General features: G+C 51.2%; 17 protein-coding genes, 2 rRNA genes and 1 other annotated feature. Of the genes, 12 read left to right on the top strand and 7 right to left on the bottom strand.

Annotated features, from left to right (window positions below; all coding sequences use genetic code 11):
- The 4 genes from GSF01_RS20245 to GSF01_RS20230 form a co-directional block, all read left to right on the top strand.
- A 23S ribosomal RNA gene (locus tag GSF01_RS20245) occupies positions 1-228 on the top strand; the annotation flags it as partial.
- Positions 229-381: 153 nt separating this feature from the next.
- Positions 382-498 (top strand): 5S ribosomal RNA (rrf, locus tag GSF01_RS20240).
- Positions 499-725: 227 nt separating this feature from the next.
- Positions 726-1,115, top strand: coding sequence for an IDEAL domain-containing protein (locus GSF01_RS20235; protein ID WP_159887115.1), 390 nt, complete (start codon positions 726-728; stop codon positions 1,113-1,115).
- 146 nt (positions 1,116-1,261) lie between these two features.
- Entirely contained in the window at positions 1,262-2,029 is a 768-nt protein-coding gene (locus GSF01_RS20230) for a 3'-5' exonuclease (protein ID WP_159887114.1), read from the top strand.
- 59 nt (positions 2,030-2,088) lie between these two features.
- Here GSF01_RS20230 and GSF01_RS20225 read toward each other — a convergent pair whose 3' ends face one another.
- Positions 2,089-3,267 (bottom strand): acetoin utilization protein AcuC, encoded by a 1,179-nt coding sequence (locus tag GSF01_RS20225; protein ID WP_235941634.1) that lies wholly within the window; start codon positions 3,265-3,267, stop codon positions 2,089-2,091.
- A gap of 14 nt (positions 3,268-3,281) precedes the next feature.
- Entirely contained in the window at positions 3,282-3,914 is a 633-nt protein-coding gene (locus tag GSF01_RS20220) for a GNAT family N-acetyltransferase (RefSeq protein WP_159887112.1), read from the bottom strand.
- Positions 3,915-4,065: 151 nt separating this feature from the next.
- Between GSF01_RS20220 and acsA the strand changes: the two genes are divergently transcribed.
- Complete coding sequence (acsA, locus tag GSF01_RS20215; RefSeq protein ID WP_159887111.1) at positions 4,066-5,790, top strand: acetate--CoA ligase; 1,725 nt, start codon at positions 4,066-4,068, stop codon at positions 5,788-5,790.
- A gap of 118 nt (positions 5,791-5,908) precedes the next feature.
- On the opposite strand, the gene GSF01_RS20210 is transcribed toward acsA, so the two are convergent.
- Positions 5,909-9,079, bottom strand: coding sequence for a transglycosylase domain-containing protein (locus GSF01_RS20210; RefSeq protein WP_159887110.1), 3,171 nt, complete (start codon positions 9,077-9,079; stop codon positions 5,909-5,911).
- Positions 9,080-9,259: 180 nt separating this feature from the next.
- Positions 9,260-9,515, top strand: a binding site (T-box leader).
- Positions 9,516-9,646: 131 nt separating this feature from the next.
- On the opposite strand from GSF01_RS20210, the gene tyrS reads away from it, so the two are divergent.
- Positions 9,647-10,903 (top strand): tyrosine--tRNA ligase, encoded by a 1,257-nt coding sequence (gene tyrS, locus GSF01_RS20205; protein WP_159887109.1) that lies wholly within the window; start codon positions 9,647-9,649, stop codon positions 10,901-10,903.
- A 154-nt stretch (positions 10,904-11,057) separates the two neighbouring features.
- On the opposite strand, the gene rpsD is transcribed toward tyrS, so the two are convergent.
- Positions 11,058-11,657, bottom strand: a complete 600-nt coding sequence (gene rpsD / locus GSF01_RS20200) for a 30S ribosomal protein S4 (RefSeq protein WP_159887108.1) — start codon at positions 11,655-11,657, stop codon at positions 11,058-11,060.
- 332 nt (positions 11,658-11,989) lie between these two features.
- Here rpsD and GSF01_RS20195 point away from each other — a divergent pair, with 332 nt between their 5' ends.
- The 4 genes from GSF01_RS20195 (at position 11,990) to GSF01_RS20180 (ending at position 14,622) form a co-directional block, all read left to right on the top strand.
- Complete coding sequence (locus GSF01_RS20195) at positions 11,990-12,616, top strand: TVP38/TMEM64 family protein (RefSeq protein WP_159887107.1); 627 nt, start codon at positions 11,990-11,992, stop codon at positions 12,614-12,616.
- A 19-nt stretch (positions 12,617-12,635) separates the two neighbouring features.
- Positions 12,636-13,754: an aminopeptidase gene (locus tag GSF01_RS20190; protein ID WP_159887106.1), complete on the top strand. Its 1,119-nt coding sequence runs from the start codon at positions 12,636-12,638 to the stop codon at positions 13,752-13,754.
- A gap of 132 nt (positions 13,755-13,886) precedes the next feature.
- The gene (locus tag GSF01_RS20185) at positions 13,887-14,135 is read left to right on the top strand and encodes an HPr family phosphocarrier protein (RefSeq protein ID WP_159887105.1); all 249 of its coding nucleotides are present in this window, start codon (positions 13,887-13,889) and stop codon (positions 14,133-14,135) included.
- 196 nt (positions 14,136-14,331) lie between these two features.
- Positions 14,332-14,622, top strand: coding sequence for a YlaN family protein (locus GSF01_RS20180; protein WP_159887104.1), 291 nt, complete (start codon positions 14,332-14,334; stop codon positions 14,620-14,622).
- A 38-nt stretch (positions 14,623-14,660) separates the two neighbouring features.
- Here the strand turns inward: GSF01_RS20180 and cax are convergent, their stop codons facing one another.
- A complete protein-coding gene (cax, locus tag GSF01_RS20175) occupies positions 14,661-15,713 on the bottom strand; it encodes a calcium/proton exchanger (protein ID WP_159887103.1) in 1,053 nt (350 codons plus the stop codon).
- Between the two features lie 86 nt (positions 15,714-15,799).
- The gene (locus tag GSF01_RS20170) at positions 15,800-16,579 is read right to left on the bottom strand and encodes a DUF1836 domain-containing protein (RefSeq protein ID WP_159887102.1); all 780 of its coding nucleotides are present in this window, start codon (positions 16,577-16,579) and stop codon (positions 15,800-15,802) included.
- A gap of 240 nt (positions 16,580-16,819) precedes the next feature.
- Here GSF01_RS20170 and GSF01_RS20165 point away from each other — a divergent pair, with 240 nt between their 5' ends.
- A complete protein-coding gene (locus GSF01_RS20165; RefSeq protein WP_159887101.1) occupies positions 16,820-18,133 on the top strand; it encodes a hemolysin family protein in 1,314 nt (437 codons plus the stop codon).
- 209 nt (positions 18,134-18,342) lie between these two features.
- The gene (locus tag GSF01_RS20160) at positions 18,343-18,741 is read left to right on the top strand and encodes an Asp23/Gls24 family envelope stress response protein (RefSeq protein WP_159887100.1); all 399 of its coding nucleotides are present in this window, start codon (positions 18,343-18,345) and stop codon (positions 18,739-18,741) included.
- A 90-nt stretch (positions 18,742-18,831) separates the two neighbouring features.
- Here GSF01_RS20160 and ftsW read toward each other — a convergent pair whose 3' ends face one another.
- Positions 18,832-19,983 carry a putative lipid II flippase FtsW gene (gene ftsW / locus GSF01_RS20155; RefSeq protein ID WP_159887099.1) on the bottom strand — a complete coding sequence of 384 codons (1,152 nt, stop codon included), beginning with the start codon at positions 19,981-19,983 and terminating at the stop codon, positions 18,832-18,834.
- Between the last annotated feature and the right edge of the window lie 4 nt (positions 19,984-19,987).

The following is a 19,987-nucleotide window of genomic DNA, read 5'->3' as shown; positions in this document are numbered from 1 at the left end:
GACCGGGATGGACGTACCGCTGGTGTACCAGTTGTCTCGCCAGAGGCACGGCTGGATAGCCAAGTACGGCAGGGATAAGCGCTGAAAGCATCTAAGCGTGAAGCCCCCCTCAAGATGAGATTTCCCAATTCGTAAGACCCCTTGTAGACGACGAGGTTGATAGGTTCGGGGTGGAAGCGCGGCAACGCGTGTAGCTGACGAATACTAATCGGTCGAGGGCTTATCCAAGTAAGCTAACAGCATTCAGCATGCTTAGTTTCGCATCCAGTTTTCAAGGTGCAAGCCTTGAAGCGCGGGGATATTTTCTCGCAGAGATTTCAGAGGAGTTCTCCTCGAAAAATCCAAGCTTCCGAAGTAGTTTCACTTCGTGAAACTTGTAGGTTTGGTGATGATGGCGGAAGGGAACCACGCGTACCCATCCCGAACACGAACGTTAAGCCTTCCAGCGTCGATGGTACTTGGACCGAAGGGTCCTGGGAGAGTAGAACGTCGCCAAGCCAATAAAAGCCCCTAATTAGCGGGCTTTTTTTGTTTTCTGCTAAGATGCGGAAGGAAAGCGACCGGTTTAAGCAGATAGCCTTACGGTTCTTAATGATTTGTTACTTACTAATTATATAAAAGTAATTGACTTTTATAACTGTAACAAATATAATAACAGAAAAGAAGCGATTTTGGTTGACGATCATTTCTATATATACCAAATTATTAGAAAGAGGTGAATGGTGATGTCGCAAGCGAATCCATTCGATATCATAGTTGAGGGAGATTGGGTGTGCGGTTCCTCTCCTTCGGATGAAAAATATATCGGCTATGTGGAGGCCGTTGACGAGAGTGGTCTCTTGCTTATAAGGGTAACGCAAAGCGATCACGAAGCGCTTGTCGATACAACCTTGCAGGCAGGCCGTACTAAAACAAAGAAATTACCTGAACGTTCGGCTTCAACGCGGGAAGAACTTCGCAGTCTTATCGATCTGGCCCTTCTTACGCATGATAAGGAATGGTTTGAAGAACTGAAGACAAGACTGGCTGCAGCCGAACCTATCAAGCAAGCTTCTCCTAATGAGAAAGCGCCAAAGATCCATCCCAGATGGAACGACACACTTTATAGAAGTTAACAATAGACATTCAGAGCGCTTAAACAATAAAAGGAACGGACCCTAATAAGGTTCGTTCCTTTTATTGTTTAAGCGGGACAATAGCTTGGCTAAACAAGATTTTTTGTGCATACTTATGAGGAGGAGCAGCAAGGAGGAAAAGCAGCATGAATGTTTTGGTTATCGATCTCGAATTCAATGGACGAAGACATTATGATATCTATCCGATGGAAATTATAGAAATTGGGGCTGTGAAGATCGACGCGGAGGGACATATTCTCGATACCTTTCAGAGCTATGTATGCCCGCGTTTTCCGATACATGAGTTTGCGCTAGACTTTTGCGGGATCGAGCGGGACACGCTTTCCCAAAGTAAGTCGTTCACGGAAGTGATCGGACATTTCCGAGCATTTTGCGGCGAACCCTGCAAGCTGATAGCTTGGGGAGGTACCGATTTCTTCCATCTGCTCGTGGACTGCAAATCAAATGGCATTCCGACAAGCTGGCTAACACATATGATCGATATGTCCAAGTTCTATAATGGAGGACTTCAGCAAGCACTGACGGAGCATCATATGGAGTTTTCAGGGAAGCAGCATTCGGCTTTGGATGATGCTTTGCATGCTCACCAGTTGCTATTATTGCGCAAGGATATCATTCAATTGGAGAGCAATTACAAACCTGATGCTGTGAAAATCAGCACGGGCGGCATCAAGAAAAAAATCAGCTTGTCCTTGAGCCAGGCGGTGCATCAAAACCAAGTACTGACCTGGGATCAATTTTATCGGGATGAAGAGACCCAGCGATATATTTCCATCATGAGGCTGACGGAGACGGAGATCGGCTACGTGGAGCAACTGTTTCAGCTTCATTATAAACAGGCGTACGGGAGAAGAGTGAGGGCAAGACTGCGGTCCCTAGGCGTAGAAATATAGGTAAAAAGCCCGTCTCATGGAGGAGACAGGCGTGGATGGCGGTTGCTTATCGCGGCTCATTAACCTAAATAAAGCATGGATAGTTCCTTAGTTTGTCGATTTTTCGCTACGATTTCGTCGCGTCGCGGCATCGGCTCCCAGGAATGGACGGGATCAAGCCAAGTGTCCGGAATATGTTCTTCACAGTGCGGCTGCCAGGACTTCAGCCAATCTGAAGGTAAGAAACAAGGGGCTTGCGTGTTTACGGCATCCAGCAGCGGATGTCCGCTCATCTCCAGCCAGGCCAGACTCCAAGCACGAGGAACTACGCGCCAGATGTCATAGCCTCCGCCACCAAGCGCCACCCAGCGTCCGCCGCAGTAACGATGGGCTAGCTCGTGGATAACCCGCGGCATCTCCCGGTATATATCCATACTGCAATGAATATGGGCCAAGGGATCGAAGGCATGCGCGTCACAGCCATGCTGCGAAACGATTAGATCGGGCTTGAAATGCTCGACAGTGCGGTTAAGCACTTCAGTAAAGCATTCGAGCCACGACTCATCCTCCGTAAACGGTTCCATAGGAACATTCACATTCATTCCGAAGCCTGAGCCTTCCCCGCGTTCATTAACCGCTCCTGTCCCCGGAAATAAATATTTGCCAGTCTCATGGATGGAGAACGTACAAACATCGGGGTCCGTATAAAAGCTCCATTGCACGCCATCCCCATGGTGCACGTCGGTATCGATATAGAGCACTCTGGCACCATAGACGGCCTTGGCATGAGCAATAGCGACCGCTGCATCATTGTAGACGCAGAAGCCTGCGCCCTTGCTGGGAAGAGCGTGATGCAGTCCACCGCCCAAATGCATCGCATGAAGCGCTTCGCCACTCATCACGGTGTCTATGGCATAGACGGAACCGCCGACGAGCTGAAGGGTAACCGTATGCATATCAGGAAAGTAAGGCGTATCTTCCGTATCGAGTCCGTAACGGCCTGCTTTTTCGATCCAGCAGTCTTCAGGGGGATTGGGGCTAAGTCCTTTGACGCAATCCAAATATTCCTGGCTATGCACACGCAGCAGCTGCTCTTCAGTTGCGGAAGGAGGCGTCCGCATACAGGAATCCGGCAAAGCGCCGGCCTTCTTCAGCAAATCTACAGTTACTTGCAGACGCTTCTGGTTAAACGGATGATTGTCGTTAAATCGATAGGCGGTTTCCCGTTCGTCATAAATAAACAGGGCGTTGGTTCTCATGTCTTGCGCCTCCATCAGTACATAAACCGCTGCCGGAAACGGACTCGATCGAACTGCTCGACGGAGGACAGCGGTACGTTTTTGCCGATCCGGACCATTAGACAGTTAGCGGGATGTGAGCAAATCTCCGGATCGTCGGTAGCAAACCAAACCATATCTACGCATTTCATCAGCTTTTCCATCATTTCGCGGTATTGCCATACATTAAGCCCGCTTTTTTCTAAATCCCAATGCCAGTAATACTCGGTTGTGAAGGTGATGACATTCTCAAGCTGATCGCCGAGGAAAGCCGTCCGGATCATATGTTTGCCAAGTCCGACACCGCGGTAGTCATCCGCGACCTCGATCGCACCCAGCTCGATCAGATCCTCCATCTGGCCCTCCGACCATCTCTCCAGCTCATCAGGATAATGGAAGGTTACATAACCGACAATCTGACTGCCGTGACGCGCGAGAATAATGCGGCCCTCGGGGAGCTCGGATATTTCGACGAGCGCTACAAATTGCTCTTTGGGCCGACGAAATGCGTCCAGGTCCGGATGCATGTCGTAGGTACGCAGTCGATCTGACGGAACGGGGCCTTCCACAACAAGCTCACTGTCCTGATAAGGGATGGTGAAGGAATGGTATTGTTTAAAATGTTCCATGATAGCGCATCCTCTCCCAACAGAACTTTCGCTGTTAAGCATAACAAATTAATAGTCGAATAGAAAGGGTTGTGTTATAATATCACATGTGTGTCTCATGAAAGCGTTTTAAGTAATTGTAAATTAGATGGAAAATCGGGAGGTAAGTGGCATGGATCAAGCAAGTGTAGAAAGTATTGCACCTGTATCAAAAACTTCGAACATGAAAAGCTACGAAGAAGAACGTGCCGGTTTTAGCTGGGAAGCGATCGAAAAAACGTTCTCCTGGTCCGACACGGGTAAAGTTAACATGGCCCATGAAGCGATTGACCGTCATGCGAATTCCGAAAGAAAAGATAAAGTAGCGTTGTACTATAGCGATGACAACAGGGACGAACAATACACTTACCTCGATATGAAGCGGCAGTCCAATCGATTTGGAAACGTCCTGCGCAAGCTGGGCGTAGGCAAGGGCGAACGTATCTTTATTTTCATGCCAAGAACGCCAGAGCTGTATTTCTCGCTTCTAGGCTCATTAAAAGTCGGAGCGATCGTCGGTCCGCTATTTGAAGCCTTCATGGAAACGGCGGTCAGGGACCGTCTGGAGGATAGCGAGGCGGTCGCCATCATCACCACGCCTTCTCAATTGTCCCGGGTTCCTGTGGAGCAGCTACCGAAGCTGAAGCATGTGATATTGGTCGGACATGATTTGGAGCTGGCGGAAGGACAGCTTGATTTCCATAAAGAGATGGCGGAGGCTTCCGAAGAGCTCGAGCTTGAATGGGTGGACCGCGAGGACGGCCTGTTGATTCATTATACTTCGGGCTCCACCGGTAAGCCGAAGGGAGTCGTCCATGCCCACAATGCGATGATCCAGCACTACTACACCGGCCGCGTCGTTCTGGATCTTCAGGAGCAGGACGTATACTGGTGTACGGCTGACCCGGGCTGGGTGACAGGTACGTCTTACGGGATCTTCGCGCCTTGGCTGAATGGAGCGACCAATGTGGTCCGCGGCGGACGCTTCAGTCCCCAGGATTGGTACAATACGATTCAACGATACAAAGTTTCGGTATGGTACAGCGCGCCTACAGCTTTCCGGATGCTGATGGGAGCTGGGGATGAGACGGTAAAGCAGTTCGACCTGTCGTCGCTGCGTCATGTGCTCAGCGTAGGCGAGCCGCTTAATCCTGAGGTCGTTCGCTGGGGCTTGAAGGTGTACAACCAGCGCATACACGATACATGGTGGATGACGGAGACCGGCGGGCAGTTGATTTGCAACTATCCCTGCATGGCGATTCGTCCGGGTTCTATGGGCAAACCGGTGCCGGGCGTTGAGGCAGCCATTATCGATGATGCAGGCAATGTGCTGCCGCCGCTTCGTATGGGCAATCTGGCGATCAAAACTCCTTGGCCGTCGATGATGCGCAAGATTTGGAATAACACCGCCAAGTTTGAGGAGTATTTCCGGATTCCCGGCTGGTATATTTCCGGTGATTCGGCTTATATGGATGCGGACGGTTACTTCTGGTTCCAAGGACGGATCGATGATGTGATTAACACGGCCGGCGAACGCGTAGGCCCATTCGAAGTGGAAAGCAAGCTTGTGGAGCATCCGGCGGTTGCGGAGGCAGGCGTAATCGGCAAACCCGACGCGATGCGCGGGGAGATCATCAAAGCGTTCATCGCGCTGCGGGAAGGCTACACCCCATCGGATGAATTGAAAGCCGATATTTCCAAATTCGTTAAAGTAGGTCTGTCCGCTCACGCGGCACCTCGTGAGATCGAGTTCAAAGATAAGCTTCCAAAGACGCGAAGCGGGAAGATTATGCGCCGTGTCCTGAAAGCCTGGGAGCTTAACTTGCCTACAGGAGATCTGTCGACCATCGAGGACTAAGCTACAGGAGACCTGAGCTCATAAGACTGAAGTACCCGATTAAATGACGAATGCTCATACAAAACAGCCCCCAACCACGTTAACCCGTGGATTGGGGGCTGTTTGCGTTTTTGCTTCCCTAATTGGACTTTTTAAAGGGTGTGGCAGCGGAAGGCTTGGAATCTCCATGCTCATTAGTCGCCGTAATCCGGTAGAACCCTTCGGTCGAAACGGCGTAATACCGGAACTGCGTAGCCTGCTTCACGGTGCCCAGCTTGGTGAATTCGCCTGTTTCCTTCTCACTGAAGTATACCGTGTACGACTTTACTTTCTCTTTGTCGGCATTGGCTTTCCAGTTTAACTCAATGCCTCCGCCTGTCGATTTGACCGAAGGTGTTGAAGGGACCGAGGGAACGGTTTTCCATTCTTCTTTTCCTTGGTCAGACTTGTCGGTAGAGTTGACTCCGAGCTTGCTATTGTCCGTTGAATCGCCTACTGCCGGGTGGGGAGCAACGCCAGCGGGATCGATCGTACCGTCGCTTTCCGGCGACAGGAATAATAAATCCATAGAGGTTCCATCCGTATAAGCGGCTTTGCTAGGGACGGATTCTTGGCCCGCCACATCGACGGCCGTGACGTAATACCCGTAGAGGCCGGCTCCTACCTGGTCCGTAAACTTCGTTTCCTGATCAGCCAGCAATATTTTACCGGAAACCCTCTGGTAGCTTCCATTGTTCGAAGAGCGGTAAAGCCGGTAGCCAACCGTATCCTCGCTGGAGCTTGCCTGGAAGGTAACGACACTCGTATTGCCAGCATGTGTAGCAACGACGGTTGTCGGAGGCACCGGAGGCTTGCCGTCATCGGTACGCGGGTCCGTCTCGGAAGGAGCGTCATCACTGAAATCCCTAGGCTTGTAGAAGTCTATGCTTCGCTTGCGGTCTGCCGGAAGACGACTCATGATGGACTCGATTTGCTTAAATATTTCGTTTAACGATTTTTCGCGTTTAATGACGGTTTTCTCCGTGACAAATTCCGAAGGAGTTCCGGATTGAGCGATATAATTCAGACCATTAAACGAAATAATGGGAAGCTTCGTCAGCACTTGATCTTCCTCGGTGGGTATGAATTTTTTATTGAAAATATCTTTGTTCAGCTTGCCGGCTGCGCTGATAGCATCGCTTGGCAGCTTGCCAGACAGGCTGGACACGGTCATGTCGACGATATTAGGCGGACGTTTGAACTCCTTGGTCGTGAACAATTCGGGATGCTTGGCGATTGCTTCATTCATCGCCATGGCCCAGACATCCTTTGCCCGATTGGTCCCGCCGCTTTTCTTGGTCAGCTTATGGATAGGCAGCTCATAGCCTACCCAGACGCCCAGCGTTACATCAGGCGTATAGCCCATAAACCAGGCGTCGGCATCATCCTGCGTCGAGCCTGTCTTGCCGACGATAGGGATTTTATTATAGTGCTTGTACTTGGTCTTCAAGTCCGTAGCGGTTCCCGATGTAATAACCGTACGCATCATATCCGTCATCAGATAAGCCGTTTCCTGAGAAAAAGCGGTAGTCGGCTTGCTTTGGTGCTCGAAGACGACTTGACCGTTCGAATCCGTAATTTTGCGGATCATAAACACTTCGTTGTAAACGCCTTGGTTGCCGATGGTGGAATAGGCGCTGGTCAACTCTTTGACGGTAACTCCATATTTAAGTCCGCCGATGACGCCAGTCTGGGCGACATAGTCCGCTTCCGTGACGGATTGAATCCCCATCTTTCTCGCGAATTCCCATGCTTCCTTGATACCGACCGTTTCTATAAATAGCCGGATCGCCGGAATATTATAGGACTGATTGAGCGCATGCCTGGCGGTAACAAGACCGTGGTAGCCGTCATCCCAATTTTCCGGGATATGGTAACCGGCCTTCGTGCCGTCCTTCAGCACGATCGGGATGTCGTCGATAACCGTCGCCGGTTGAATCGCTCCTTTCTCGAGAGCAGGAAGGAAGGCGGCAATCGGCTTCATGGTTGAACCAGGCTGGCGGAATGCTTGGGTGGCATGGTTCAGCTGCTCCTTGAAGAAATCACGACCCTCCAGCATCCCCAGGATGGCTCCGCTCTTATTCTCAATCATCACGGCGCCGACCTGCTCGATGCCTTTGACCTTGTCATCCGGCGTAAAGTTCTTCTCATTCTGAGCGATTTCGCGCATCGACTCGTAGATGTCTTTGTCGATCGTGGTGTATACATGATAGCCTCCGCGGCTAAGCTTTGCCTGGATGCCTTTGAGCGCTTCATTGTAAGCATCCGGATTTTTTTCGGCGCTCAGGTTTGGCTGTTCTGCCTTCAAGAGCGCTTTGGCAGCTTCCTTCTCCACCTCGATCATCAGGTATGGATAGGTCGAGTAAGCCTTCTTTACGCGCTCGGCCAGCGAGCCTTGCAGATCGAAGGCAAGCGCTTCGTCATACTGCTGCCGGGTGATCTTATTCTCCTCCAGCATGCGGCGCAGCACGAGCTGCTGCCGCTGGACAGCCCGCTTGAAAGCAGCTCCGTCGAACACTCCGCTGCTGCTGAAAGCAGAGTAATTGCTTGGCAGCTGCGGTACGCCGGCCAGATAAGCCGCTTGGGCCAGATTGAGCTTGGACAGATCCTCGATATTGAAGATCCCCTTGGCGGCGGCTTTGATGCCGTAGACGTTGTAGCCGGACGAGCCGTTGCCATAAGGAATTTTATTGAGGTAGGCAAGCAGAATCTGTTCCTTGGACATCATCCGCTCTAGACGCATAGACAGGAAAATCTCCTTGGCCTTCCGGCTGTCGGCTTTATCCAAGGATAAAAATACGCGTCTGGCCAGCTGTTGAGTAATGGTGCTGCCCCCGGTTTGCACATCCTGGTTAAGCAGCTTCTGGACAACGGCCCGTGCTGTGCCTTTGATATCGATGCCGATATGGTTATAGAAATTATTGTCCTCGATGGCAAATACGGCATCCAGCACGATCTGCGGAATATCGTTCAGGCCGGCCAATCGGCGGTCCTCTTCCGTGCGAAGCTGCCCGACTATCGTATCGTCTCGGAAATATACGAACCCGGTCAAAGCATCGTCGTTCATCTGCTGCAGCATCATGTCCTTGTCGCGGATAGGATCATCCTTAACCAGCGCCGATACATAGCCGAAGGCTGCTCCTCCCGCCATGAAGCCGGCGAGGATGCCGATAATGAAGAGCCACTTGAAGGTCTTGAGCGTATATTTGGCTGTCAGGCGCAGCCCTTTCTTGAATGACCCTGCTTTCTTATCCGTTTTCTCTGTGTCCATCTAAACCGGTACCTCCTGAAATGGAAAACATTCCATCCTATTATAGCATACCCCGTCAAGGCGAACATCGACCCAGACACATGCTTTCGTGATTGTTCCATGACAGATGGCCTATAAAAGATAGGGCTTGTTTGACAAGCAAAGGAGAGGTGTGGTTAAATAAGAGAAAATTGCATACGGTAAAATGCTTGGATGGACATCCAGTAGGACAAAGATAGGCGCTTATCAGAGAGCCGGCGGCAGGTGCGAGCCGGTAAGCAACTTTGGCTGAATTACAGTCCGGAGCAGCGAAAGGGAAGTCTGCCACAGGTGGATAGTAGCTTTCGATCGGGTGTTCCCGTTACAGTGCGTAAAGTGAAAGTCGTTATGCTGGGCAGTCATGCAGCAGCGGCTTTAAGTAGGGTGGTACCGCGAGCATAGCCTTCTCGTCCCTTGTGGATAAGAGGCTTTTTTTGTTTTTCATCGCCATGAAGCTCAGGCAAGGCGCAAGCGAGCGGAAGAAGATCGGTTCGGGTTGGTACAAACGACCGCGATCAGGTTCGAGAACACAAGGGAGGACTTTAACTTATGGCCAAATGGGAAGAGTTGTCGCAAGAACAGCAGCAGGAGGTAAACCGTCAGCTGGAAACAATCCGCCGCGGAGTTGTGGAAATTGTGCCGGAGGACGAACTGAAACGCAAGCTTATTAACTCGGTGGCGACGGGCAAGCCGCTTAACGTCAAGCTGGGGCTCGATCCGTCAGCCCCCGATATCCATGTCGGGCATACGGTTGTTCTTCACAAGCTCCGCCAGTTCCAGGAGTTCGGTCATCAGGTGCAGCTAATAATCGGAGACTTTACCGGACGTATAGGCGATCCGACCGGCAAGTCGGAGACGCGGAAGCAGTTGACGGAAGAGGACGTCAAGCGCAATGCGGAGACGTACCAGAAGCAGATTTACAAGATTTTGGACGAGAGCAAGACGAATCTGTACTATAATTCGGAATGGCTGGGCGCACTAAACTTTGCGGATGTCGTCGAGCTGTCGGCGAAGCTAACGGTAGCCCGGATGCTGGAGCGGGATGACTTTTCCAAACGGTATGGTACCGGTCAGCCCATTCATATTCATGAGTTTTTCTATCCCTTGATGCAAGGCTACGATTCGGTCGCGCTGAAGAGCGATATTGAGCTTGGGGGCACAGACCAGAAGTTTAACCTGCTCATGGGTCGGACGCTTCAGAAGGAGTATGGCGTAGAGACCCAGATAGCGATTATGAATCCGCTGCTTGAAGGCCTTGACGGTGTCAATAAGATGAGCAAAAGCCTGGGCAACTATATTGGTATCGACGAGGCCCCCAACGAAATTTACGGAAAAGCCATGTCCGTGCCTGATGAGCTGATGGCCAAGTACTACGAGCTTGCTACAGATCTGTCCAATGAAGAATTGAGCGAACTCCGCAGCGGGCTGGAGAGCGGAAGTGTCCATCCTAGGGATGCGAAGATGAGGCTGGCTCATACTTTCGTTCGTATGTACCACGGCAAGCAAGCCGCTGACGAGGCGCAGCAGCACTTCGTTACCGTATTTCAACAGCGTGCGCTGCCTGAGGATATCGAAGAAGTGACGCTGCCTGCGGAAGCGCTGGACAACGGGACGATTCGTGCAGCCAAGCTGCTCGTGACCCTGGGCCTGCAGGCATCCGGCAGTGAAGCGCGCCGCAGCCTGCAGCAGGGCGGAGTCAAAATTAATGAAACTAAGGTGGAAGATCCTAATGCGGAATTGACGCCGGCAGACGGAGACATCGTCCAGGTGGGCAAACGCAAGTTCGCCCGTATCAAGCTCGGCTAGCTTCAGCATTCGCCATCGCATAGAAAAAGCATCTGCTGCACAGGAGAGAGAAAGCCTGCTGCAGCGGATGCTTTTTTTGGACGGAGGCACGACAAGTTCCATCAAAAAAGCCGCTCCCGAAGGAACGGCTTTAGTACTTGTGTAGCAAGGACTATTAACGGCTGTAGAACTCGACGATTTGCTTCTCATCGATCTCTTGAGCAAGCTCGGAGCGCTCAGGAAGACGGATGTATTTACCTTCGATAGCCGCTTCATTGAATTCCAGGTAAGCAGGCAGATAGTTGCGGTTAGCCAGAGCTTCTTTTACAGCGGACAGACCGCGGCTCTTCTCGCGAAGACCGATTACATCGCCCGTCGACAGGATGTAGGAAGGGATATCCACTTTCTTGCCGTTAACGGTAACGTGACCATGAGCGACCAATTGACGAGCGCCGGCACGGGAGTTGGAGAGACCCAGACGGTACACCAGGTTGTCCAGACGGCTTTCCAGCAGGAACATGAAGTTTTCACCCGCGATACCTTGCAGCTTGGATGCTCTGTCAAACAGGTTGCGGAATTGCTTTTCGTTCAAGCCGTACATGTGGCGCAGCTTTTGTTTTTCTTGCAATTGAACGCCGTAGCCGGAGATTTTTTTACGTTGTCCTGGGCCGTGTTGGCCTGGAGGGAAAGGACGCTTCAATTCTTTGCCTGTTCCGCTGAGGGAAATGCCGAGGCGGCGGCTTAATTTGAACTTAGGACCGGTATAACGTGACATGTATGGTGGCTCCTTTAATGTTGGTATAGTAGGTGTAAAGCAACGGGTGAAGAAGGGCCCGATTTCGTTCATGCATCGATAGCGATGGCAAACGACAGGAAGAACCCAGCCGCGGTCCTGTCGGCAACAAAATCTATAGAGGGTGACACAATCTTCCACCATAAGCGACATGATTCTTTCGAATTCAATTCGCTTATCTCGACTTCTAATTCTATAAGAAGCAGGTAGGTCATGTCAAGTCAAGAAACGGGAAATGTCGGATAAAACAGCAACTCGTGATATGCTTTCATATTTGGTACAATAAGAACCGAAAGTGAAGGGAGGACCAGCCTGTGAGCCAATGGAATGTGGAGCATGTATCGGAAGTACTCGGCTCCCTTGGGTGGTTGGGGTATGCAGGAGGGGCGATGCTCGTTTTGCTGCATGCGGTGCTGCCGTTCATCCCTTTTGTCGTGGCGGCCGGCGTTAATGTGCTGCTATTCGGCTTTTGGGGCGGATTTGCGGTCAATTATATATGTGCTTGCGTAGGCGCTGTCTTCGCGTATTTCCTTGCCCGGAATTTGGGTCGCTCCTGGGTACAGGGCAAGCTGGCGGGCTACAGCTTTCTCGGCAAAGTAAACGGCCTGCTGGAACGCTACGGGCTGTGGTGCATTGCAGCTAGCCGCGTCGTACCCGTGCTTCCGTCTTCGGTAGTCAGCATCGGCGCAGCCTTCATGAAGGTACGCACCAGACATTTTATTCTCGGTACCCTGATCGGCAACGCACCTATGATATGGCTGGAATCGATGGTAGGACATGATCTGATTCATTTTGGACAGCATAAAGAGCGTCTGCTTGTACTTGGAGCTGTACTTTTGGTGATGTTCGCTCTGGGAACGTACTTCCGGAGGAAGTGGACCCGGACAAGCTCTTCGGGGAGCGCCCGCGATAGCGGAAAAACGAAACCTACCAAACGGTAGATGAAGGAGAGACTAACAGATGCGAGATCCACGGTTGCATACCCTCGCTCGCAATATCGTCCGGTATTCGCTGGATGTTCAGCGTGGGGAGAAGGTCTTGATCGAAATGACGGGCGGCGACAGAGAACTGGTAGCCTGCCTGATCGAAGAGGTATATGCGTGCGGCGGCCATCCGTATGCGGAACTCATCGATCCGCGTGTGCAGGCTGCGCTGCTTGCCGAAGTTACCCGGGAGCAGCTTGAAGACTGGGCACGCCGGGACCTGGACCGGATGAAGGAGATGGATTGCTATGTCGCGATCCGGGCTTCGGACAATGTCAGCGAGCTGGCAGATGTCCCCGCGGCCCAAATGAAGCTGTACAAGCAAGTGTATGCGAAGCCCGTGCATCTGGAGGAGCGGGTAAAGCGGACCCGGTGGGTGGTGCTGCGCTATCCTAACGCGTCCATGGCTCAACTGGCCGGCATGAGCACGAGACGGTTCGAGGATTTTTATTTCGATGTATGCAATCTCGATTATGCGGCTATGTCGAGTGCCATGGACCCGCTGCAGGAGCTGATGAACCGGACGGACAAGGTCAGGATCGTCGGACCCGGAGCTACGGACCTTTCCTTCTCGATCAAGGGCATCGGGTCGGTGAAATGCTGCGGTCGCCGCAATATTCCGGACGGCGAGCTGTACACGGCCCCGGTCCGCGATTCAGTGAACGGAGTGATTGCTTACAACACCCCTTCCATTCATTCGGATGCGACCTTTGAGAACATCACCTTTCGATTCGAGAACGGTAAAATCGTAGAAGCCTCATCGAGCGATACCGAGCGATTGAACGATATTCTCGATACGGATGAGGGTGCGCGTTATATCGGCGAATTCAGTCTGGGCTTTAATCCGTATATTTCGACTCCGATGAAGGACACGCTGTTTGACGAGAAAATTGACGGCAGCCTTCATTTCACGCCCGGGCAAGCCTATGAGCAGGCGGATAACGGCAATCGCTCCTCGGTACACTGGGATCTGGTATTAATTCAACGGCCAGAGTTCGGAGGGGGTAGCATTTACTTCGACGACCGCCTGATCAGGAAGGACGGCCGCTTCGTCATTCCCGAGCTGGAAGGGCTGAATCCGGAGCGCCTGAAATAAAATGATTTCCAGAGCTTCGGGCTGAACGTCTAAAAATTCAGTTGCAAGTTCCTGTTTTCCCATGTATTATCATAGAAAGAAAGCGATTTATTTATGTTCATTTGCTTGATTAAAGCTTGGAGGGATTTTTAGATGCCGAACGCTAATAATGCTGCTATTGTGGAAATCTCACAAACCGCTAACAAATTCAGATCTTCCATTGTTCTTCAGTATGATAATAAGTTCATTGATGTGAAGAGCATTCTAGGCTTATTCACAACACTGCTCACTTCGAGCCAGTATGATCTGCATGTGCATGGACCGGATGCCGAGGAAGCCAAAAAAGCGATGGCGGAAGTGTTCGCCAAGCATGGTCTGATTATTAACAGCATTCAGGATTAAAGAAGGCAAAGGCGGTACAGGCGTTTTCGCGCAAGCGGAGATGCCTTTTTGTTTTAGTTGGACTTGTGTAATAACCCATTTTAGACTAATATAAAACTAACAAGCCATATTCTAGCTTCGCATGGTTTCGGAACAACTCGGGCGATCACCTGATGGCTCGGGGATCATGCTTACGGGGATTACAGGGGGGAGCGCCATGTCGTCGGATGTGCTGCTCAGCTTATCGCAGAAAGCGCTGCATCTGCTGCAAGAGGATGCGGATAAGATCGAGAAGCTGATTGAGGTACAGATGGAAAACTTGACCACACGCAAATGTCCTCTGTATGAAGAGGTCTTAGATACGCAAATTTACGGACTATCGCGGGAAATCGACTTTGCCATTCGGGCGGACTTGATCACAGAGTCGACCGGCAAGCAGATTCTTGTGAAGCTTGAACGCAACCTGGCTTCTCTCTATGAGGCGATGGAGCTGCAAAACAAAGGGTAACCTTCATGACGAAGGTTACCCTTTGTTTTGCTTAAGCTTCATACTAGATAGAAGGCGATCCCCAGCACGATATAAACGACCAGCAGCAGCACGCCCTCATACCAGGTGGTGGCCCCATCCTGGGAGATGGATTTGGAGATAAAAGCGGCAACGCCGATGGCAATCAGCTCGTAGGTGGTGAACACCAAGTCCATCGACCTGCCGAAAAGCATGGACAGCAGTACCAGCAGCGGAGCAACGAACAAGGCAACCTGGAGCGAGCTGCCGATAGCTATTTCAATAGCCGCTCCGATTTTATTTTTGCGGGCCATGATGATGGCTGCACTGTGCTCGGCGGCATTCCCGACAATTGCGATCAGAAAGGCCCCTACGAACAGCTCGGATAAGCCGAACTGGCGGCTGAATTCATCCAAGGTGCCGACCAGCCATTCGCTGCCAAAGCCGACCATGACGGTAGCCAGGATCAGGTACAGCACGGATCGCCCCTTCGACCAGGCGGCCTCGCCGTGTTCCACAACCGGATCGGTCAAATCCTCCTTGTGGGTAACCATAGAGAAGAGCAGCCAAAGCAGGTAAGCAATGATCAGGATGACCGAGACGATGAGGCTCAGATTAACCGTTTCCGTGCTAGTCAGGCTTCTTGAGAAGGCAGCCGGGATGAAAAGGGCGATGACGGCAAGCAGCATGAGCGACCCGTTATGACCGGCGAGCTTGAGATTGAAGGTTTGCTCCCGATACTTCAATCCGCCAATCAGCACGCTGAGGCCGAGCACCAGCAGCATGTTCCCGATAATCGCACCGGTAATGCTCGCTTTAACGACATCGAACAGCCCGTCTTTGATCAGAAAAATCGAAATGATCAGCTCCGCGGCATTTCCGAACGTGGCATTGAGAAATCCCCCGATACGTTCCCCGGCATAATGAGCCACGCTCTCTGTCGCCTTCCCCAGAAAGCCAGCTACAAAGATGATCGATACCGCCGAAATAAAAAATTGAACAGTCGAGCTGAACACGGCAGCTCCTGTATAGTGGGCGATGCCGCTCAGCGCAAAGCTGCCGACAAGCCCGATGGTAAACCATTGGCGTTTCAAACCAATCACCTCGATCTATGGGAAAGTATCCCTCAAATAGATAAAATCTATTCGAATCCTGTCATCCCCGGGGAGAGATGATGAAGCTACCTTTCCTGCAAATCATGTAAAAATAAGGTGGCGTTTAGGTATTGCCTTGCTAGCGAATGAAAATACGCCGTTTGGATCGATACCATCGCGATGAACAAGACATTGCGCACAGCCTCCCGCTGCTCGGAGGTTAATCCTGACAGATGCCTTACATATTGATCGGAGCGAATGCGAAGCATATTCTCCATAAGCACATCGTGATTGCGCACCCCGTCCCCATGTCCCTGAACGTCAAGCATCTGATCGTTGTTCTGGTCAAGCTCTTCGAAAAGATGAGTATAAGCCTCATATAAATCCAGCGGCCGGATCAAGTCGTCATGCTCCACCTCGGGCTTGCGAAACAAGATTTGAAACAGGCTGCGGATGGAGACGAAGTCCAGGTTATTCTTCAAGTCCTCAACGATGAACAGCAGAGCGGCCTGCTGAAGCGAGTATTTTTTACCCGCCTGAGGGGCGCCCAGAAATTCCTTGAAATCGCGTTTGACCCAATTTTGTACCGAGGTCACCGAAAAATTCGTATATTCGATCTGGTTGCCCAAAGCAACGATTTCTTGCAGCGAGAAGCCGTCCACCCGACCGGTTTTGAGCAGCTTTTCGAAAACGCCTGGCAGCCGAGTAGACAAGAAGGCGGTGAGGCTTCCGCCTTGGCGAAGCTCGGGCTGATGGTGCTTGGACCAGGCTTCCTGGAGGATAGCAATCGGTTTTTTACCGGAGCGCCCCTGCAGCGAGACCAGCAGAGAGGACATTTCCTTCCGGGTAAGAGTGAAGGTTTCCATAGCGTATACCTCGGTTTCTGTGTACTGAAGTTCATATGAACTCATCTTAAGATTTAGCAAATAGGATGTCAAAAGAAATAATCAGCGTCCCACCCCTAGAGATGGCTGTAAGAAGCTTAATTTGAACGAAAATCGTTCAGAATCGGCTAAAAGATCGTTTGTGCTTGCACGAATAAGATCATATAATGAGTTCATAAGAACTAGTTATTTGAACGGTTCTATCAGAAAAGGAAGGTACCCATGATATTAAACCTGATCTTAGTCGCACTCTTGATTCTCTTGACCGCTTTTTTTGTCGCTACCGAGTTTGCCATTATCAAACTGCGCCCGAGCCGTATCGATCAGCTCGTGATGGAGGGTCGCCGTAACGCGCTCGCGGTTCAGCAGGTCACACGCAATCTGGATGGCTACTTATCCGCCTGCCAATTGGGCATTACGATTACGGCACTCGGCCTTGGCTGGCTTGGTGAGCCTACTGTAGAAAAGATGCTTCATCCGCTGTTTGATTCGATGGGGCTCAGTGCCGAGGCCGCTCAAGTTATTTCCTTCCTTATCGCGTTTATCTCCATTACTTATCTTCATGTGGTGCTGGGCGAGCTCGCGCCCAAATCGCTAGCTATCCAAAAAGCGGAGCAAATCAGCCTGCTCGTAGCAAAACCGATCATGTACTTCTATAAAATTATGTACCCGTTCATCTGGCTTTTAAACGGGTCGGCCAACTCGTTGATCCGATTATTCGGCATGAAGCCTGCCAAGGAGCACGAAGATGCGCATTCGGAGGAAGAGATTCAAATTATTTTGTCCGAAAGCTACCAAAGCGGGAAAATCAATAAAACAGAATACGGCTATGTGAGCCGAATCTTTACCTTTGACGATCTGCTGGCCAGGGAGATCATGGTGCCTAGAACGGATATGTCGTGTTTATATACGAATTTGACGCTGGAAGAGAATGTGGCGATTATTCGCCGGGAGCAATATACACGGTTTCCGGTTGCTTCAGAAAGCAAGGATAAGATCGTGGGAATCATCAATACGAAACAATTTTTCCTGAGGTATGATGGCCGTGGAGACGACTTCACGTTCCAATCGCTTATCCAACCGGTGCTGACGGTACCGGACTCGATTCCGATCAAATCGTTATTGAAGAAAATGCAGCAGCAGCAAGTTCATATCGCGATTCTGATTGATGAGTATGGAGGAACAGCCGGTCTCATCACCATCGAGGATATTTTGGAGGAAATCGTCGGAGAAATCCGGGATGAATTCGACTCTGACGAGGTTAAAGCGATTGAGAAGCTCAATGAGCATCAGTACGTCTTTGAGGGCAAGGTGCTCTTGGACGAGGTGAACGACCTGCTGGGCGTTGACTTGAACAACGACGATGTCGATACGATCGGGGGCTGGCTGTTCATGCAGAATCCGGAGCTTGTTCCCGGTTCCTTTCATACGGATGGCGACCTGTCCTTCGAGGTACTGGAGAGAGACAGTCATCGAATCCGCCGTGTCCGGGTCACGAAGGTGGAGGCAGCCGCAGAACCGATTGAGAGCTTGTAGTCCAAGCTTTGACGAAAGACGCCTTCTTTCTTAGGGAGGCGTTTTTTGTTGGCCGAAGCGGACGCAAGCGGAAGGATACCAGATTTGAAGCCGGGCTGTACGAGTATATAACTTGGTAGGTTTACATTGTCAAGTCTCTGGATAGCTGTATTTGCTTTCCAACCCGGAACTTATTACAATAGAGTCATATCCTTAAAGGAGTGATCCTCATGAGCGAAGAAATTCAGACAGGACTAATTCGCATTTCAGATGACGTTGTTGCTACTATAGCAGGTCTCGCTGCCTTGGAGACGCCGGGGATCGCCGCCATGTCAGGAGGAATTTCGGAAGGGCTAGCGAAGCGGCTGAGCGGTAAAAACGTTCAACGCGGCGTTTCCGTCGAAGTAGGCCAGGTCGAGGCAGCTATCGATCTGCGAGTGATCGTGAACTATGGAAGCAAGATCCAGGAGGTTTGCCGCGATCTTCAAGAGAATATTCGGGAAGCCGTAGAGAATATGACAGGCCTATCCGTGGTCGAAGTCAATGTGAAAGTGGAAGGCGTGGCTTTCCGCGAAGAGGAGAAGGAAACGATACATACGACAGAAGACTTGCAGCATCGAGTGAAATAAACCGGAACAAGAGCAGGGAGAAGCTTATGGGCGGCTCCCTGCTTTATTTGTGACATTACGCACTCTTGGATGCGAACGCAAAAAAGAGCCTCAAAGGGCTCTCTTGCGGCCATGTACCCGCTGCTGCGATTCTTTGGCCGGTACGTTTTGTTCTCGCGAAATACTGAGCAGAATCCCCAAGCTCATCAGCGTCACGATCATGGAGGTACCCCCATAGCTGATAAGAGGAAGCGTAACGCCTGTCATCGGAATCGTATTGGTAACGCCGCCGATATTGATAAAGGCCTGGATACCGATCATTCCGACGATGCCGACTCCCGTCAGCATCCCGAACAGCTCTTTGCACCGAAGCGCTACGACAAGTCCGCGAAGCAGGAACAGGAGGTAGACGAGCAGGAACAACGCCGTTCCGATAAAGCCTAGCTCCTCGCCGATGACTGCAAAGATAAAGTCATTATAAGCCAGGGGCAGGTAATGCAGCTTCTGGATGCTTTGTCCGAACCCTGCGCCTGTCAGCCCGCCATGTCCGAAAGCGAAGAGCGATTGCACGATCTGATAACCTGTGTCCTGCTTATCCGAGAACGGATCAAGGTAGGTCGTGAACCGACCGATCCGGTAGCTTTCCCCTTTGGTCTTCAGAAAGTAAACGACACCGATGACGCAGACGGCCATAAAAGCGCCCATGCCAAGCGTAAAGATGTGTCTCAGGCTGGCACCGCCGACAACAATGACCAGCGCCGCAGCCATAACCAGAATCATCGTAGAGCCCAGATCGGGCTGCTGCATAATCAGCAAACAGATGAAGCCGACGACCAGCAGAGGCGGAGCAAGCCCGCGTTTGAAATCCTGGATCTTGTCGCCCTTCTTGCTGATCAGGGCAGCCAAATACAGAATCACCGCAAGCTTGGCAAACTCCGTCGGCTGCACGCCGAAACTACCAATGTAAAGCCAGCTTTTGGCAGTGTTGATCTCTGTCCCTATGATGGGCACGAGCAGCAGCAATATGATACTGAAGGTCAGAAAAGGGGCGACCCACTTCTGAAACTTGCGAAAGTCCACATTCATGCAAAAAAACATGATGAGAGTTCCGAGCAAAACCTTGCTGCCCTGGCTCATGACCAATGACCAGGGATCTTTCTCGGCCACACTTGCGCTGAAAACAAACGCCAGACCGAAGCAAACGAGTAAAAACGTCAGAAAAAGCAACAGAAAGTCAGGCGTTCCTCGTCGCGGGGCGCTCATCGAC

The sequence above is a fragment of the Paenibacillus puerhi genome (assembly GCF_009846885.1).
Classification (GTDB): Bacteria; Bacillota; Bacilli; order Paenibacillales; family NBRC-103111; genus Paenibacillus_G; species Paenibacillus_G puerhi.
The sequence above is the reverse complement of the archived record's forward strand: the minus strand, read 5'-3'. Positions and strand labels throughout refer to the sequence as shown.

Bases quoted from the DNA above. Each gene is read 5' to 3' on its own strand.
- GSF01_RS20170 (WP_159887102.1), bottom strand. From the start codon at position 16,579: ATGGAAACCTTCACTCTTACCCGGAAGGAAATGTCCTCTCTGCTGGTC.
- GSF01_RS20165 (WP_159887101.1), top strand. From the start codon at position 16,820: ATGATATTAAACCTGATCTTAGTCGCACTCTTGATTCTCTTGACCGCT.
- GSF01_RS20190 (WP_159887106.1), top strand. From the start codon at position 12,636: ATGCGAGATCCACGGTTGCATACCCTCGCTCGCAATATCGTCCGGTAT.
- GSF01_RS20180 (WP_159887104.1), top strand. From the start codon at position 14,332: ATGTCGTCGGATGTGCTGCTCAGCTTATCGCAGAAAGCGCTGCATCTG.
- rpsD (WP_159887108.1), bottom strand. From the start codon at position 11,657: ATGTCACGTTATACCGGTCCTAAGTTCAAATTAAGCCGCCGCCTCGGC.
- GSF01_RS20160 (WP_159887100.1), top strand. From the start codon at position 18,343: ATGAGCGAAGAAATTCAGACAGGACTAATTCGCATTTCAGATGACGTT.
- GSF01_RS20210 (WP_159887110.1), bottom strand. From the start codon at position 9,079: ATGGACACAGAGAAAACGGATAAGAAAGCAGGGTCATTCAAGAAAGGG.
- ftsW (WP_159887099.1), bottom strand. From the start codon at position 19,983: ATGAGCGCCCCGCGACGAGGAACGCCTGACTTTCTGTTGCTTTTTCTG.
- GSF01_RS20225 (WP_235941634.1), bottom strand. From the start codon at position 3,267: ATGAGAACCAACGCCCTGTTTATTTATGACGAACGGGAAACCGCCTAT.
- GSF01_RS20230 (WP_159887114.1), top strand. From the start codon at position 1,262: ATGAATGTTTTGGTTATCGATCTCGAATTCAATGGACGAAGACATTAT.
- tyrS (WP_159887109.1), top strand. From the start codon at position 9,647: ATGGCCAAATGGGAAGAGTTGTCGCAAGAACAGCAGCAGGAGGTAAAC.
- GSF01_RS20235 (WP_159887115.1), top strand. From the start codon at position 726: ATGTCGCAAGCGAATCCATTCGATATCATAGTTGAGGGAGATTGGGTG.
- GSF01_RS20185 (WP_159887105.1), top strand. From the start codon at position 13,887: ATGCCGAACGCTAATAATGCTGCTATTGTGGAAATCTCACAAACCGCT.
- acsA (WP_159887111.1), top strand. From the start codon at position 4,066: ATGGATCAAGCAAGTGTAGAAAGTATTGCACCTGTATCAAAAACTTCG.
- GSF01_RS20220 (WP_159887112.1), bottom strand. From the start codon at position 3,914: ATGGAACATTTTAAACAATACCATTCCTTCACCATCCCTTATCAGGAC.